17 protein-coding genes are annotated in these 15,401 nt (G+C 68.2%); 4 read left to right on the forward strand and 13 right to left on the reverse strand.

What is annotated here, in order from left to right:
• Nucleotide 1: 1 nt before the first annotated feature.
• The 4 genes from BLW05_RS04685 to BLW05_RS04700 form a co-directional block, all read right to left on the reverse strand.
• On the reverse strand, nt 2–1,213 hold the full coding sequence (locus BLW05_RS04685) for a DUF1501 domain-containing protein (RefSeq protein WP_093160515.1): 1,212 nt from the start codon (nt 1,211–1,213) through the stop codon (nt 2–4).
• Nucleotides 1,214–1,224: 11 nt separating this feature from the next.
• Nucleotides 1,225–2,787 (reverse strand): DUF1800 domain-containing protein, encoded by a 1,563-nt coding sequence (locus BLW05_RS04690; RefSeq protein WP_093160219.1) that lies wholly within the window; start codon nt 2,785–2,787, stop codon nt 1,225–1,227.
• An 86-nt stretch (nt 2,788–2,873) separates the two neighbouring features.
• Nucleotides 2,874–3,548, reverse strand: a complete 675-nt coding sequence (locus BLW05_RS04695) for a DsbA family oxidoreductase (RefSeq protein WP_093160517.1) — start codon at nt 3,546–3,548, stop codon at nt 2,874–2,876.
• 69 nt (nt 3,549–3,617) lie between these two features.
• The gene (locus BLW05_RS04700; RefSeq protein WP_093160222.1) at nt 3,618–4,556 is read right to left on the reverse strand and encodes a LysR family transcriptional regulator; all 939 of its coding nucleotides are present in this window, start codon (nt 4,554–4,556) and stop codon (nt 3,618–3,620) included.
• Nucleotides 4,557–4,702: 146 nt separating this feature from the next.
• Here BLW05_RS04700 and BLW05_RS04705 point away from each other — a divergent pair, with 146 nt between their 5' ends.
• The 4 genes from BLW05_RS04705 (at nt 4,703) to uraH (BLW05_RS04720) (ending at nt 7,713) form a co-directional block, all read left to right on the forward strand.
• The gene (locus BLW05_RS04705) at nt 4,703–6,040 is read left to right on the forward strand and encodes an MFS transporter (RefSeq protein WP_093160225.1); all 1,338 of its coding nucleotides are present in this window, start codon (nt 4,703–4,705) and stop codon (nt 6,038–6,040) included.
• Nucleotides 6,040–6,570, forward strand: coding sequence for a 2-oxo-4-hydroxy-4-carboxy-5-ureidoimidazoline decarboxylase (gene uraD / locus BLW05_RS04710; RefSeq protein ID WP_093160227.1), 531 nt, complete (start codon nt 6,040–6,042; stop codon nt 6,568–6,570). Before BLW05_RS04705 ends, uraD begins: the two co-directional genes overlap by 1 nt.
• Nucleotides 6,571–6,720: 150 nt before the next feature.
• Nucleotides 6,721–7,209: a hydroxyisourate hydrolase gene (gene uraH / locus BLW05_RS04715; RefSeq protein WP_093160230.1), complete on the forward strand. Its 489-nt coding sequence runs from the start codon at nt 6,721–6,723 to the stop codon at nt 7,207–7,209.
• Between the two features lie 150 nt (nt 7,210–7,359).
• Nucleotides 7,360–7,713, forward strand: coding sequence for a hydroxyisourate hydrolase (gene uraH / locus BLW05_RS04720; protein WP_093160233.1), 354 nt, complete (start codon nt 7,360–7,362; stop codon nt 7,711–7,713).
• A gap of 3 nt (nt 7,714–7,716) precedes the next feature.
• Here the strand turns inward: uraH (BLW05_RS04720) and BLW05_RS04725 are convergent, their stop codons facing one another.
• From BLW05_RS04725 to BLW05_RS04760, 9 genes are all read right to left on the reverse strand, one after another.
• Nucleotides 7,717–8,481: an alpha/beta fold hydrolase gene (locus tag BLW05_RS04725; RefSeq protein WP_093160235.1), complete on the reverse strand. Its 765-nt coding sequence runs from the start codon at nt 8,479–8,481 to the stop codon at nt 7,717–7,719.
• Nucleotides 8,478–9,686: a multidrug effflux MFS transporter gene (locus BLW05_RS04730; protein ID WP_143044770.1), complete on the reverse strand. Its 1,209-nt coding sequence runs from the start codon at nt 9,684–9,686 to the stop codon at nt 8,478–8,480. The genes BLW05_RS04725 and BLW05_RS04730 overlap by 4 nt, the downstream gene beginning before the upstream one ends.
• Nucleotides 9,683–9,862, reverse strand: a complete 180-nt coding sequence (locus BLW05_RS35280) for a hypothetical protein (protein ID WP_143044771.1) — start codon at nt 9,860–9,862, stop codon at nt 9,683–9,685. Before BLW05_RS35280 ends, BLW05_RS04730 begins: the two co-directional genes overlap by 4 nt.
• On the reverse strand, nt 9,859–11,070 hold the full coding sequence (gene pcaB / locus BLW05_RS04735) for a 3-carboxy-cis,cis-muconate cycloisomerase (RefSeq protein ID WP_093160240.1): 1,212 nt from the start codon (nt 11,068–11,070) through the stop codon (nt 9,859–9,861). Before pcaB ends, BLW05_RS35280 begins: the two co-directional genes overlap by 4 nt.
• A gap of 13 nt (nt 11,071–11,083) precedes the next feature.
• Nucleotides 11,084–11,917, reverse strand: coding sequence for a shikimate dehydrogenase family protein (locus BLW05_RS04740; protein ID WP_093160242.1), 834 nt, complete (start codon nt 11,915–11,917; stop codon nt 11,084–11,086).
• 21 nt (nt 11,918–11,938) lie between these two features.
• The gene (locus tag BLW05_RS04745) at nt 11,939–12,634 is read right to left on the reverse strand and encodes an ABC transporter ATP-binding protein (RefSeq protein ID WP_093160520.1); all 696 of its coding nucleotides are present in this window, start codon (nt 12,632–12,634) and stop codon (nt 11,939–11,941) included.
• A 74-nt stretch (nt 12,635–12,708) separates the two neighbouring features.
• Entirely contained in the window at nt 12,709–13,455 is a 747-nt protein-coding gene (locus BLW05_RS04750) for an ABC transporter ATP-binding protein (RefSeq protein WP_093160245.1), read from the reverse strand.
• Nucleotides 13,456–13,513: 58 nt separating this feature from the next.
• Entirely contained in the window at nt 13,514–14,509 is a 996-nt protein-coding gene (locus tag BLW05_RS04755) for a branched-chain amino acid ABC transporter permease (RefSeq protein ID WP_093160247.1), read from the reverse strand.
• Entirely contained in the window at nt 14,506–15,381 is an 876-nt protein-coding gene (locus tag BLW05_RS04760) for a branched-chain amino acid ABC transporter permease (protein WP_093160250.1), read from the reverse strand. The genes BLW05_RS04755 and BLW05_RS04760 overlap by 4 nt, the downstream gene beginning before the upstream one ends.
• Nucleotides 15,382–15,401 lie beyond the last annotated feature (20 nt).

Raw genomic sequence — 15,401 nt, forward strand, 5'->3', positions numbered from 1 at the left:
CTCAGATCACCCCCAGATCCTTCGGCGCCACGCCCTCGAACACGCGATCGAGCTGCGCGGGCGAGAGCCCGTACATGCGCTTGAACAAGCCACCGAACACCGCCCGGTACTCGTTGAGCACCGGATAGTCGCGGTTCTGGAAGAGCCGGTCCTGCGTGACCGCCACCTGCTCCCCGACCACCCGCCCGCCGGCTCGCGCCGCCAGGCCGCCGCCGAGCACCCAGTAGACCGTCCCGTGGCCGTGATCGGTGCCGCGATTGCCGTTCTCGCGAAAGGTGCGGCCAAACTCGCTGATGACCACAACGACGGTGCGGCGCCAGGCGTCGTCGCCGATCTCCGAGGCGAAGCCCGACACGCCGCGACCGAGCTCGTCGAGCCGGTTCGCGAGATAACCGGTCGCCCCGCCTTGCCCCACGTGCGTGTCCCAGCCGCCGATGTCGACGAAGGCCAGATCGAAGCGCTCGCGCATGAGCCGCGCCATGCGGCGCGCGACGAGCTCGAAGCCCTTGGCGCTCATGGCGTCTCGACTCGCGGCATCCATCTCGGCCTGCATCGATCGCATCACGTCGTCGCGGACCTGGAAGCCCTCCGCCACCGGCTGTGCCAGCGAGGTGTTGCGGTACATCGACTGGATCACCTGGCTCTGTTGCTCGTCGATGCCCGGCCGCCCGACACCGGCGAGCGCCATGTTGGCCACCTTGGCCTCGCCGCGCAGCGCGATCGGCAACTGGCTCGTGAAGGCGATGGGCGACACGTCCACGCGCGGCCCTGCGCCCAGCACCATCGCCAGCCGGTTGAGGAAGCCCGAGCGGTAGTCGCGCCGCCCGTCGAGCGCCTGGCCGAGTTCAATCGAATCCTGCGTCTCGAAATGGCTGCGCGTGAGATCGTCCGTGCCCGCAAAAGCGACGAAGGCGGCCTGCCGCTTCTGGAACAGGGGCATCACGCTCAAAGCCAGCACTGGGTGCAGGCCCCATTGCCCGTCGAGCGCCAGCGCGCCATCCGGCTCGCCGGGGCGCGCGATGGCGATGTTGGGCCGTGCGGCGTAGTAGAAGTCGCTCGACGTGGGCACGAGCACGTTCGCGCAGTCGTAGGCGCCACGAAGGAACACCACGAGCAGCTTGGCGCCACCCGCCGCCGGTGCGGCGAGAAGATGCCCGGCCACGCCGGAAGCGGCGGTCGCGCCGAGGAGCCTGAGGACATCGCGTCGTTGCATCACGGTCTCCTTCAGCGGTGCATCCACTCGGGCGAAGCGAGCAGGAAGGTGTTCCAGTCCTGCGGCGACCTGGCCTGCGCCAGCGCCTCGCGCGTGTCGGCGCTCATCGATGGCAGGCCGATGCGCACGATGGGCAATTCGGCCAACTCGGGCGGCGCCGGCCGCTCGCCCGGAACACCATCGTCGCGGCGGAACAGCACGCCAACGTTCGCCCCGATGGCGCGGGCGATCTCGAAGCGGGTGGTCATCTGTCCCGCGCTGGCCCAGGCGTCCTGCGTCATCGGATAGCCATCGGGCGTCTCATGGCCGTAGAGCGGCTCGCCCATGCGGGCGATCCACTGGAGCATCGGATTCACGTTGGTGACCACCCGGCCGTCGTCGGCGAGCCGCACGCTCGCGATCACGTAGTGCACCGGGTCGCGGAACTTGTGGCCGAGCGAGGCGGCGAACTCGCGCGACTCGAACATCGTCTGCAGCGTCGCGGCGATGTCGCCGTCGGAGTTGCGGAAGGTGTCGGCCATGCGGGCCACCAGCGCGGGCGACGGATCGTCGGCGACGAAGTACACCGCGAGCTTGCGCGAGATGAACCGCGCCGTCGCTGGTGCGCGAGCCAGGCGGTCGAGCGCTTCGTCCACCTCGGCGAGGCCGCGCTGCGTCATCGGTTGGCCCAGCAGCGCCTTCGGGCCGTAGTCGTGGCGGTTCGGGTTGAAGACGAACAGGCCCTGCCGCACGTAGTCGCCGCGGACATCCGGCTGCATGCGCGGCACCGGCGCGCCGGCCTCGCGCGCCCGGATGCCCACGCCCGTGAGCACCCGCGCCAGCTCCTGCACGTCTGCCTGCGAATAGCCACCGCCGACGCCCAGGGTGTGGAGCTCCATCAGCTCGCGCGCGTAGTTCTCGTTGACCCGGTCGGCGGCGTTCTGCGCGTTGTCCAGGTACAGCAGCATCGCCGGGTGATGCAGCGTGGCGCCCAGCAAATCGCGAAACCGGCCGAGCGCATGCGGGCGGATCGCTGTTTCCTCGTAGTCACCGACCAGTGCGCGGAGGTTGGCCTTGCGTGCGTTCACGTTGAAGTGGTTCATCCAGAACCACGTCATCTGTTCCTCGAGCTGGTTGGGCGAATAGAGCGCGCGCAGCACGAAGCGCCGCTGTGCCTCGCGCGTGAGGTGGGTGAGGTCCTGCTGGAGAGTCTTCCGGGCCTCCTTCTTCTGTTCTTCGTCGGCCAGGTCGTTCAGGGCGCGCCGCTGCGTGCGCAGCTCCGTGACGATCGCCTCCACGGGCGTGCGCGAAATGGTCATCGCGTCGATCTGCGCCTGTGCCGCCGGAGGCAGCGCGGCGGGCCGGGGATGCAACTGCTCGCGCAACCACTCAGGCAGGCCGAGGCGCTTCAAGTCCTGTGCGCTGGCGCCGTCGGCGCCCCAGCTCACCCGTTCGAGCCAGCGAAGCTGAGTAGCTTCGCCAGGTGCGGTGACCTTCGGAAGCGATCCCTGGCCGGCCGATGCCACGCAGGCGCCCAACAGCAGCGACGATGCCAGCAGGCGTCCCGACACCGCAACGCGAAGTGGGCTTCTCATCGGGTCTTCCTTGCCCCGGAGCACCGCCGGGACTGCCCAACTCAACCGGCCAGGGCCCGCGCCGGTTGACGGTCTTTACACGGTGCTCAGGCCACCGCCACGCTGGGCGGCGCGGCGCCGGCGATCTGCCGCAGCGCCCGCTCGAACACTTCCACAGGCTGGCCGCCCGAGATCAGGTGCTGGTTGTCGATGATGATGGCCGGCACCGAATGGATGCCCGCCTCGGTGTAGAGGCGCTCGCGCGCACGGGTCTCGGCGGCGAACTCGTTGCTCTCCAGGATCTCGCGCGCACGCTCCGGATCGAGCCCGGCTTCGGTCGCGAGGCGGACCAGCACGCCGTGGTCCGAGGGGTTCTCGCCGTCGGTGTGGCAGGCCTTGAGCAGTGCCTTCTTCAGCGCAACCTGCTTGGCGACGTCTTCGCGCTCGGCCCAGTGCAGCAGCCGGTGCGCGTCGAAGGTGTTGTAGACGCGCGAGCGCCCTTCGGCGCGGAACTCGAAGCCGACCGACGCGCCGCGCGCGCGGATGGCTTCGCGGGCCTGAGCCTGCTGCTCGCGCGTGCTGCCGTATTTCTGGTTCAGGTGCTCGAAGGCGTCCTGGCCCTCTGGCGGCATGGCCGGGTTCAGCTCGAAAGGCTGGAAGCGCAGCTCTGCGGTGATCTCCGGTGCGAGATTCTTCAATGCGGCTTCGAGCGAGCCAAGGCCGACGGCGCACCAGGGGCACGACACGTCGGACACGAAATCGATGTGGAGTCGGGTAGGCATGACCCGCATCATGGGGCCGGGCGCGGGACTTTCAACCGGCGCGTGTCCGATTTCCCCACGGGCGCTACGTCATCGCGCCTCGGCCAGCTTGCGTCCGAGCTGCGCCACCAGACCGCGCAACCAGCGGTGGGCTGCGGAATGGTGCACACGGTCATGCCACAGCTGGTAGAAGCGCATGCGCGGGAAGCCTTCGGGCGCCTGGAGCACTGCCAGCGGCAGTAGGCTGGCGTGGTATTCGGCGAAATGCCGTGCGGTGGTGAAGACCAGTTCCGTGCTGGCTGCGATCGACGGCGCGAGCCCGAAGTACGGCACCTGCATGCGCGCATCCCGTGCGAGGCGGCGTTCGCCCAGATAGGTTTCGACCACCCCGCGCTGCCCCATCGCATAGGGCACCGGCACGACGTGCCCGGCGGCGAGGTAGTCCTCCTCGCTGACCTGCGTCGCACCCGCCTGGGCCAGCGGATGATCGCGCGCCATCACGCAGACCAGTTCGTCCTCCAGCAGCAGCGAGATGTGCAGGTGCTCGGGCGGCGAAGGCCAGTTGCCGATGACGAGGTCGAGTTCGTCGTCGGCCAGCGCGCGTTCGAAGTCGAAGGTGGGGCCGAGCGCGCGCAGCTCGATGCGGCAGCGCGGCGCCTCGATGCTCACATGCTGCGCGAGCCGCGCGATCCACGAAGGTGCGATGTAGTCGGGCGACGCGATGCGAAAGCGCTGCTCCGCATTCGCGGCGACAAAGGTCTCCGGCTGCACCAGCAGCGCCTCGATCTCGCCGAGCGCGCGCCGCGCCTGCACCGCGAGGCCGGCCGCGCGCGCGGTGGGCACCATTGCAGTGCCGTCGCGCACCAGCAGCGCGTCGCCGAAGATTTCCCGCAGGCGCTTGAGTGAGCCGCTCACGGCCGGCTGGGTCTGCCGCAGGCGTGCCGCGGCGCGCGAGACGCTGCGCTCCTCCACCAAGGTCGCGAGCACGCGCAGCAGGTGTCCGTCGAGCAGATCGGCGCCACGTTGCATGGTGTTTTCCCTAGTCTTATCGCTATGCCCGATGCAGTCTATAGCGATTCACATGCCGCTCCGCTATCGACAGCGCAGGGGGTCGGCTGGCCCAATCCGACAACCCTTTCGATGACATCGTCGTGAACCGCCAAGGAGTTTGTTGCATGGCCACCCTGGAAGTCCCCCAAACAGCCGTCGCGCCCGAAGCGCCACCGGCCAGCGCACTCGATGCGGCCTACAGCCGCATCACCTGGCGCATCATCCCGTTCATCTTCGTGCTCTGGGTCCTGGCCTGGGTCGACCGCGTCAACGTCGGCTTCGTCAAGCTCACGATGCTCGACGAGCTGGGCTGGAGCGAAGCGGTCTACGGCCTCGGCGCCGGGATCTTCTTCCTCGGCTACTTCTTCTTCGAGGTGCCCTCGAACCTGCTGCTGCAGAAGATCGGCGCGAAGAAGACCATCATGCGCATCACGATCGGCTGGGGCATCGTCTGCATCGCGACGATGTTCGTGAAGACGGCCGGGATGTTCTACTTCCTGCGCTTCCTGATGGGGGTCTTCGAAGCCGGCTTCTACCCCGGCATCATCCTCTACCTCACCTACTGGTATCCGAGCGAGCGGCGCGCCAAGGCCTTCGGCATGTTCATGTCGGCTTCGGCGATCGCAGGTGTGATCGGCGGCCCGCTCGCCGGCACGATCATGAACAACATGCACGGCCTGCACGGCCTGTCGGGCTGGCAATGGGTGTTCCTGATCGAAGGCGTTCCCTCGGTGATCGCCGGCTTCGTGACCTGGCTCTACCTGACGGATCGCCCCGAGCAGGCCAAGTGGCTCACCGCCGAACAGCGCCGCCTGGTGCACGAGGACATGGCGCGCGACGCCAAGTCGCTCGGCCATCGCGAAGAGAGCCTGCTCGCATCGCTGAAGGACAGCCGCATGTGGCTCCTGATCCTGATCTACTTCTGCATCATCGCGGCCAACTCGTCGCTGACCTTCTTCGGTCCGTCGGTGGTCAAGGAAGTGGGCTTCACCAACCCCGCGACGGTCGGCTGGATCATGGCCTTCTCGTACCTCTGCGGCGCCGTCGGCATGATCTACAACGGACTGCATTCCGACCGCCACCAGGAAAGCCGCCTGCATTGCGCTTTTGCGGCGGCGCTCGGCGCGGCGGGCCTCGCGCTCACCGCTCTCTTCATGAAGCAGAGCCCGATGATCGCGCTGGCGGGACAGACGCTCGCCATCGTCGGCACGATGAGCGCGATTCCGGTGTTCTGGCAGTTGCCCGGGCGCTTCCTCGCCGGTGCCGCGGCCGCGGGCGGCGTGGCGCTGATCAACTCGATCGCCAACCTCGCGGGCTTCGGCGCCCCGTCCATGCTGGGTGCGATCAAGACGTCGACCGGGCTGCTCTCGCCGGGCCTCTTCATCGTGGCGGCGATCGAGATCCTCGCGACAGTGCTGATCATTGCCTTCATCCCCCGCTTTGCGAAGAAGGCGGTGAAGTGATGAGCGCGGTACTGTCCACCCACGATGCGCTGACGCTGGCCGACATCAACCAGCTCGACCGCGTGCACTTCGTCGCCGCGCTGGGCAGCGTGTTCGAGCACTCGCCCTGGGTCGCGACCGAAGCGTGGGCCGAGCGGCCCTTCGCGAGCATCGACCACCTGCATCGCACGATGATCGGCGTGGTGCGTTCGACCTCCCGCGAAGTGCGCATCGACTTCCTGCGCATGCACCCCGAGCTGGCCGGCAAGGAAGCGCAGGCCGGCACGATGACGGACCACTCGACCGCCGAGCAGGCCGGCCTCAATGCACTGACGCGCGACGAGTTGCTGACCCTGCGCCGGCTCAATGCGGAGTACGCGGCGAAGCACGGCTTCCCTTTCATCATTGCGGTGCTCAAGAACACCCGCTCGCAGATCTTCGAGGCGCTGCGCACCCGGATCGGGCGCGACACCGACACCGAGCTCGACGCCGCCGTGGAGCAGATCTCGATCATCACGCGCCTGCGCCTGGGCAGGCTGTTGGCCCACTGAACGGGGCTCACCCCCAGGCTCGCGCACCTCGTGTCGCTCTCCACCCCCTTGCAGGGGGCAATCCTGGCGGCCCGGCCAAGCCGGCTCCGCTGGATTCCGCGAACGGGCCTCGCTTCGCTGGCCTGTCTTATCTGAACTGGAGCACTTTGCATGACTTCACCTACCCTCACCCGCCGCGCGTTCCTGCCCGCGGGGCTCGCACTCGGCAGCATCGCGGCCGGTAGCGCAGTCGCGCAGAATGCGCCCGCGGCGCTCACCACCGCGCCCGTCTCTCAGCTCAACCTGAGCCCGCGCCTCACGATGCATGCGATCGACACGCACAACGGCTCGCCCGGTGCGGGCATGAAGGTGCAGCTGTCGAAATACGACGGCGACGACCTGCGCGTGCTGCGGCGCTTCGAGACCAACAAGGGCGGCCGCACCGACGAGCCGCTGCTGGTGGACCAGAGCTATCAACCCGGACGCTACGAGTTGCTGCTGCAGTTCGAGGACTACTTCGCCGCACGTGGCACGCAGTTGCCGAAGCCGAACTTCCTCTCGCAGGTGCCGGTGCGCTTTCGCATCACGAACCCGGCAGAACGCATCCATTTGGCGATCCTCTTCACGCCCTGGGGCTACTCCTACTACCGAGGCAGCTAGGCTCCCCCCCAGCCTCGCCCACTTCGTGTGGCTCTGCACCCCCTGCAGGGGGCGCACCCCAGCGGCCCGGCGAAGCCGGTTCCGCGGGTGCCCGCGAACGGGCTTGCTGCGCCGCCCCAGGATTCATCAGACACGACAAGGAGACAACACATGGCTGGCATTTCCACACACGTTCTCAACAGCGGCACGGGCCGCCCCGGCGCGGGCATGCGCATCGATTTCTCGGTTCGCGACGGCGACGGCTGGAAGCTGGTGAAGACCATGACCACCAACGCCGATGGCCGTACCGACCAGCCGGTGCTCGCGCCCGATGCGGCGAAGGTCGGGCAGTACGAGCTGCTCTTCCACGTCGGTGACTACTTCCGCAAGCAGCCGGGCGGCGAAGCCGATCCACCCTTCCTCGACACCGTTCCGGTGCGCTTCGCGCTCTTCGACACGCAGCAGCACTACCACGTGCCGATGCTGTGCACGCCGTGGAGCTGCTCGACGTATCGCGGCAGCTGAGCCTCAGAGGCCGCGCCAGAAATCCAGCAGCATCTGGCTGAACTCCACCGGGCGCTCCACCGCGCTCAGGTGGGCCGCCTCGATGGCCGCCAGGCGCGAACCAGGAATCGCCGCCGCCAGGGCTTCGGACATGGCCGGCGGCGTGGCCTCGTCGCGGGTGCCTGCAATCACCAGGCAGGGCACGGCGATGGCACGGTTGCTCTCGCGGAAATCGATCGCCGCCACCGCATTGCAGCTCGCGATGTAGCCGGCGGCATCGGTGCCTGCCAGCGTTTCGGTCAACTGACGGGCCACTTCGGCGCCTTCCGGGGTCGAGACGTATTCGGGCGTGAGCCAGCGCCCCACCGCGCCGGCCGCGATCGCGCCGACGCCTTGCGCCTGCACCGTTTCGACACGCGTGCGCCACGGTGTCTGGTCGGGATAGTGCGAGGACGAATTCGCGATCACCACGCTCCGGAGCAGCTCGGGGTGCTTGGCCGCCAGCGCCTGCGCGGTCATGCCGCCCATCGAGAGACCGACGAAATGCACCGGCTCGCCGCCCGCTTCGCGCACGATGAGTTCCGCGGCGTCATCAGCCAGCGTCTGCAGCGTGATCGGCCCCGCCACCACCTCGGACCGGCCGTGATTGCGGTGGTCGTAGCGCACCACCGTGTGCGCGCGAGCGAGCTGCTCGGCCACGCCATCCCACATGTGCAGGTCGCAGCCGAGTGCATGGCTCAGCACGACGATCGGGCCATTGCCTTCCCGGAGGACGTTCAGGTGGCTCATGGTGTCTCCTTTCGCGGGTGTGTCTTCGGCAGGTGCGGCAGCCAGAGGTAGGCGATCATCACCAGCACCGCCCCGGCCAGCACCATCGGCAGCACCATCGGCCAGGCGCCATGGCTGAGTTGCGGGTCCACGAAGCTGGATGCGATCTGCCCGACGACGAAGGCCACCGCCATCATCCCGAAGCCCGACCACGATACCGCGCGACCGGCGAGCTGCGGAAGATCGCCGACCGCACCGGCCTGCCCGCAGGGCTGGTGAATGCCATGGCCGATGCAATAGATGGCATGCCCCAGCAGCAGCGGCCACACGGAATGCGGCAGCAGCCAGCAGCCGAGCGCCTGCACCGTCGGTCCTGCAAGGCTGAGCAGTGAGCCCAGTTGCACCGTGCGCACCGGCCCCTTGCGGGTCAGCAGCCGGCGGCACAGCGTGGTGCTGAAGATGTAGACCGCCGAGCCGCCGGCAGGGATCCAGCCGTACCAGGCGGGCGAAAGGCCCAGGTAGCTGATGTAGACCATTGGCGACAAGAGGAGAAAGCAGAACAGCCCGCCGTAGGTCGCCGCCGCAACCGACGCCCAGGCACGGAAGCTCGCACTGGCGAACACCTCGCGAACGCTGCCTTTCGCTGCGGCGGCGCCAAGATCGCCCGCTCGCGTTTCGCCGAAACCGCGAAAGCACATCACGAACAGCCCGAGCGCATAGACCGCCATGCCGCCGAGCACCCAGCGCCATCCGGTGGCCTGCACCGCGTAGGCGCCCAGCACCGGGGCGATCAGCGCCACCACGCCGAGACCGGTGAGGCCGCGCGCCATCACGTGCGGACCTTCATGCGCCGGGTACAGGTCGCGCACCGCCGCACGTGCGCAGACGAGGATCGCGGCCATCGAAAAGCCTTGCAGCGCGCGGCACGCCACCAGCATCGGGATGCCGATCGCCAGCGCACTGCCGAGCGCGGCGACCATGTAGAGCGCGAGCCCGGTCAGCAGCACCGGCCGGCGGCCGAAGCGGTCCGACAGTGGCCCGCAAGGCAACTGCCCGAGGCCGAAGGCAAGCACGAAGACCGTGAGGCTCGAACTGGCCGCGCCCAGCTCGCGCGCGATGGCGGGCAAGGCCGGAAGATAGCTGTCGGTGGCGACAGGCTGCGCCGCCAGCAAGAGCGGCAGCAGCAGCGCAAACGAGATGCCGCTGCGCGCGGCCTGCCCGCTCACAGGGGTGCGTCCGCGAGCAGGCCCTTTTCGCGCAGGATGCCCGTGGCGATGCCGAAGGCATGGTTGGCGCGCGATTGGTCGACCCAGGAATCGCCGAGCACACGGCGGCGATCGAGAAGGCCGCTTTCGTACGAGTTCCTGGATTCGTCCTGCGGCGGCGTGGAAGCGGAAGTCATTTGGCGATTTGGGGTGGATGGAGTCGGGCCTGCAGCACCAGCGCCTGCGCCAACGCGATCTCGCCGGCGGGGGCGGCGAGCGCCGGGTCGAACCATTCGTCGGCGGCATCGCGGGGAAGCTCGGCGCGCAGCCGGTCGATATTGGACCGCATCCGCGCCGCGTCCACCTGCAGGCCCGGCAAAGCCCCTGCGAGCGCACGCACGCTGCCATGCGCCGCCATCAGCAATTGCGGCCATTCCCCGAGTTCGGCCTGCCATGCGCCGAGGGCCCGCTCGTGCTCCTGCGGCATCGCCTGAAGCAGTGCGGCGACGCGCTGGGGTGCGCGTTCGGCCGCGGCGAGCGCGGCCATCGAAGCGATCGGGTTGCGCCTGTGCTGCATCGCCGACGAACCGCCGCGGCCGGGCTCGCTCGGCTCGGCCAGTTCGCCGACTTCGTACTGGCCCATCAGCGAGACGTCCTTCGCGATCTTGCCGAGGCTGCCGACCATGATGCCGAGTTCGCAGCCGAGCGCGACCCACTCGTCGCGCTGCGTGTGCCAGCTCGCGCCCGGGTCACCGAGCCCCAGCGCCTCGGCCATGTGGCGGCGGACCTGCGGCCCGTGCCCTTTCATCTGTGCCAGCGTGCCCACGGCGCCGCCGAGCTGAACGTTCAGCGCGCATCGGGCGGCCTGCGAAATGCGATCGCGGCTGCGCACCAGGGGTGCCGCCCACCCGACGCACTTGAGCCCGAAGCTGGTGACCGAGGCCGGCTGCATCAGCGTGCGCGCGAGGATCGGCGTGGTCGCATGCGTCTCGGCATGGCGCAGCAGCGCCTGCGCCGCCTTGGCAAGATCGGCCTGGACCAGCGACACCACCTCGCGCGTGACCAGCGCCATCGCGGTGTCGATCACGTCCTGGCTGGTGCTGCCGAAATGCACGTAGGGCACCGCGTCGGCGTTGAAGAGGCCCACGGCTTCCTTGAGGCTCTTCACGAGCGGGATCGCGACGCTGCCGGCGCGGCCGCTGTCGCGCACGATCTTCGCCACGTCGAAGAGCTCGACCTTGCAACTGCCGACGATCGATTGCGCCGCCGATTCGGGGATCAGCCCGACCTGCGCCAGCGCCCGCGCCAGCGCGGCCTCGAAGCGCAGCATCGCATCGACGAAGTGGTGTTCGCTGAAGGCGGCCAGCGTTTCGGAGGTGGAGAGGAATCCCTCGAAGACGCTCATGGCGCTGGGGGTTTCAGTAGTTCAGCGTGGCGACGGCACGCAGTTCCTCGGCGGTGGCGGTGCCGTAGCCGAAGAACTCGAGATACGCCGGGATCATCTCGAAGAGCATGTCGGTGCCCACCTGCACCGCGCAGCCCTTTTCCTTGGCGGCGCGCAGCAGCGGCGTGTATTCGCTCTTCATCACCACTTCGCCGACGAAGGTGGTCGGTGCGATGCGGTCGATGTCGAAGGGCAGCGGATCGCCCTCCTTCATGCCGAGCGGCGTCGCGTTGACCACGAGATCGAAGCCCGCCGGATCCTTGGATCCGGTCGTGACCTTGAGCTTCGGATAGTGCGTGCGCAGCCGCTCCGCGAGCGCATCGGCCGACGCGCCGTTCGTGTCGAACAGCGCCATCTCGGCGACATTGGCGGCAGCCAGCGAGGCAGCGATGGCCGAACCAACGCCGCCGCTGCCCGACACCAGCACCCGCGCGCCGTCGAGCGAACGGCCCTTGCGCTGCACGCCGCGCGCGAAGCCCGCGCCATCGAACTGGTCGCCCACCAGCTTGCCGTCGGGGCGCTTGAGCACCGCGTTGCACGCACCGGCGATCTTCGCGGTGGGCGTGACCTCGTCGACCAGCGACATCGTCGTGATCTTGTGCGGCATCGTCACGAGCGCGCCACGGATGTTGGTGAACTTGAACACCGAGGCGAACACTTCCGGGTAGTCCTCGGGCTTCACGCCCATCGGGATCACCACAGCGTCGATGCCCTGCTTGTCGAACCAGGGGTTGTAGATCATCGGAGCCTTGAAGCTCTCCGTCGGATAGCCCAGATGGGCGATGAGGGTGGTCTTGCCGGAAATCATTGCAGTGGTCCTAGGGATGAATCACGCGGTCGCCGTTGCTGTTGCCGCAGCATGGGCACCGCCGAGGAAGAGTCGTTCGATGTTCGGGTCGGCCAGCAGCGCGTCGGCGCGCTTGTGCAGCACGAGGCGGCCGGATTCGAGCGCGATCGCCTCGTCCGCCATGCGCAGCGCGCTCTTCACGTTCTGCTCGACCATCAGCACCGTGGTGCCGCCGTCGGCCAGCCGGCGCAGCAGCTTGAAGACGTCCTGCACCACGATCGGCGACAGCCCGATGGAAGGCTCGTCGATCAGGATCACCTTGGGCCGCAGCAGCAGCGCGCGGCCCACTTCGAGCTGCTTCTGCTCGCCGCCCGAGAGCGACGCCGCCGCGCTGTGCATGCGCTCCTTGACGCGCGGGAAGAACTCCAGCACCTCGGGAATGCGCTCGTGCGTGGTCTTCATGCCCAGCGTGATGCCGCCGAGCTCCAGGTTCTCGAAGGCGGTGAGCTGGCCGAACAGGTTGCGTCCCTGCGGGACGAAGGCGACGCCGTGCTTCACGAGCAGGTCGCGCGCGCTGGCGCCGGTGATGTCCTGCCCGTCGAGGCGGATTGCGCCCTGCCGCACCTTGAGCAGACCGAACATCGTCTTCAGCACCGTGGACTTGCCCGCGCCATTGGGCCCGAGCAGCAGCGTGATCCTGCCGCGCTTCGCCTTGAACGACAGGTTGTTGAGGATCATGAAATCCTTGTAGCCCGCGACGACGTTGTCGAACTCGATGCAGGTGTCGGAATCGTTGGCGATCTTCGTCACGGTCAGTTCCCTAAGTAAGCGTCGAGCACCTGCTTGTTGGCGCGGATCTCGGCCGGCGTGCCGATGGCCATCACCTTGCCCTCGACCATCACCATGATCCGGTGGCACAGGTCCATCACGAAGTCCATGTTGTGCTCGATCACGACGAAGCTGCCGCCGCGGGTTCGGTTGAGGTCCTTGAGCAGCGACGAGAGGCCGCTCACCAGGCTCGGGTTCACGCCGGCGCAGGGCTCGTCGAGCAGCACCAGGTCCGGGTCGCTCATGAAGGCCATGCCGATGTCCACCAGCTTCTGCTGGCCATAGGACAGCGTGCCGGCCTTCTTGTCGGCGACGTGGCGGATGCGGAACTGGTCGATCAGCGCGTCGGCCTTGGGGCCGAGGCCGGAATCGCCGGGCGCGAACATGCGGCTCCACATCGTGCCCTGGTGCTCCTGCGCGGCGACGATGAGGTTCTCGCGCACGGTCATCTTCCCGAACACCTGCAGCGTCTGGAAGGTGCGGCCGACGCCGCGCCGGTTGAGCTCGAGCGGCCCGAGCTTGGTCACGTCGTCGCCCTTGAGCTCGATGCGTCCGGCATCGGGCGTGATCTGCCCGAGCATGCAGTTGAACAGCGTGGTCTTGCCCGAGCCGTTGGGGCCGATCACGCCGAAGATCTCGCCGGGCCGGACCTCGAAGCTCACGCCGCCCACGGCCTGGATCGCGCCGTAGGACTTGCGCAGATCGGTCACGCGCAGAACGGGTGCGCTCATAGAGAAACCTCCGCGCTTCGCGCTGCGGTGCGAGCGCCTTCGGGCGGCCGGGCGGCGCTCATTGGGCTACCCCTACTTTCTGCGCCATCGCCGCGCGGGCCACCGACGCTTCGCGGGATTCGCGGCGTGCCCGGATGCGGTCGGGGAGCGAGAGCAGCCCGTCGGGCAGCCACACCATCAGCAGCACCACGGCCGCGCCGAACAGCGGCAGGTACCAGTCGGACACGCCCGGCACGTCGCGCAGCCATTCCGGCAGCACCACGCCGACCGCCGCGCCCAGCACCGGCCCCCAGAAGTAGCCGGGGCCGCCGACCACGACCATGAGGTACATCATGATCGACGCCGCCACGGTGAACGGCGCCGGCTCGATGAACTGCACCAGCGAGGCGAACAACCCGCCCGCCACGCCCGCGTAGGCAGCGCCGATCGCGAAGCTCAGCAGCGTGTAGCCACGCACACTGATGCCCAGGCTCTCGGCGCGGATCGGGTTGTCGCGCAGCGCCGTGAAGGCCTTGCCCCATGGCGATCGCAACAGGCCCCAGAGCGCGAGCGCGAGCATCGCGGCGACCGCCAGCACCAGGTAGTAGTACGGCCGGTTGCCTTCCAGCGACAGTCCGAAGAGCGACGGGCGCGCCACGTTGTTGATGCCGAAAGTACCGCCGGTGAGCCACTCCTCGTTGCGCATCACGAGCCAGATCGCGGTGTTGAAGCCCAGCGTGGCGAAGGCGAGATAGATGGTCTGCACCCGCAGCGCCGGGAAGCCGAGCACCAGTCCGACAGCGAAGCACAGCACCGCGGCGGCCGGCAGCCCCAGCCAGAAGCTGAACCCGGCCTTGAGCATCAGCGCCATGGTGTAGGCGCCGATGCCGAGAAAGGCCGCATGGCCGAGCGACTTCTGTCCCGCATAGCCCACCGTGAGATTGAGCCCCATCGTCGCGATGATGAAGATCAGCCAGTAGCTCAGCAGGTACACCCCGTAGTTCTTCAGGAACTGCGGCGCGATGAGCATCGCGGCCAGCGCGGCGGCGATGAGGAAGGCGTTGAGCTTTTTCATACCTTGCGCTCCTCCTTCTTTCCGAGGAGGCCCTGCGGCTTGAAGAGGATCACGACCATGAAGATCACCAGTGCCACCGCGTCCTTGTAGGCCGGCGAGATGTAGGCCGCGGCGAGGTTCTCCGCCACGCCCACGATCAGGCCGCCCACCAGCGCGCCGCGCGAGTTGTTGAAGCCGCCGATGATGGCCGCGAAGAACGCCTTGCTGCCCAGGCTCTCGCCCATGTCGAACTTCGCGAGGTAGGTCGGCGTGACCAGCAGCGCCGCCGCCACTGCGAGCGCGGCGTTGATCGCGAAGGTATAGAACACCATGCGCGGCACGTTGATGCCCAGCACGCTCGCGCTTTCGGTGTTCTGCGCCACGGCCTGCATCGCGCGGCCGGTCACGGTCTTCGCGAGGAAGGCCTGCGTCGCCAGCACGATCGCCACCGCGAGCACGAAGGTGCCGAGGTCGCCCATCGTGATCGTCACGCCCGCGACGTTGAAGAGCTTGTCCGGAAACAGGCTCGGAAAGGGCTGTGCCTCGGCGCTGTAGGCCGCGCGCACGCCGTTGCGCATCGCGATCGACAGGCCGATGCTCGCGACCACGATCGGCATCATTCCGTACTTGAGAAGCGGATCGACCACGCCGCGCTTGAACGCCCAGCCGAGCACCACCACCGCCACCGCGACGGTGAGCACGAAGCCGAGCGCCAGCGGTGCGCCGAACGACATGAACGCCAGCATGGCGAAGGCCGGCAGCATCACGAACTCGCCCTGGGCGAAGTTGATGGTGCCGCTGGCCTGCCAGAGCAGCGTGAAGCCGAGCGCCGCCAGCGCGTAGATCGAGCCGGTGGCGAGCCCGGAGAAGAAGAGCTGCAGGAAGTCGGTCATGGGACCTTGCTTGCCCGGCG

Origin of the sequence: Variovorax sp. YR216 (assembly GCF_900107745.1) — a bacterium.
In the GTDB taxonomy this organism is placed as follows: domain Bacteria; phylum Pseudomonadota; class Gammaproteobacteria; order Burkholderiales; family Burkholderiaceae_C; genus Variovorax.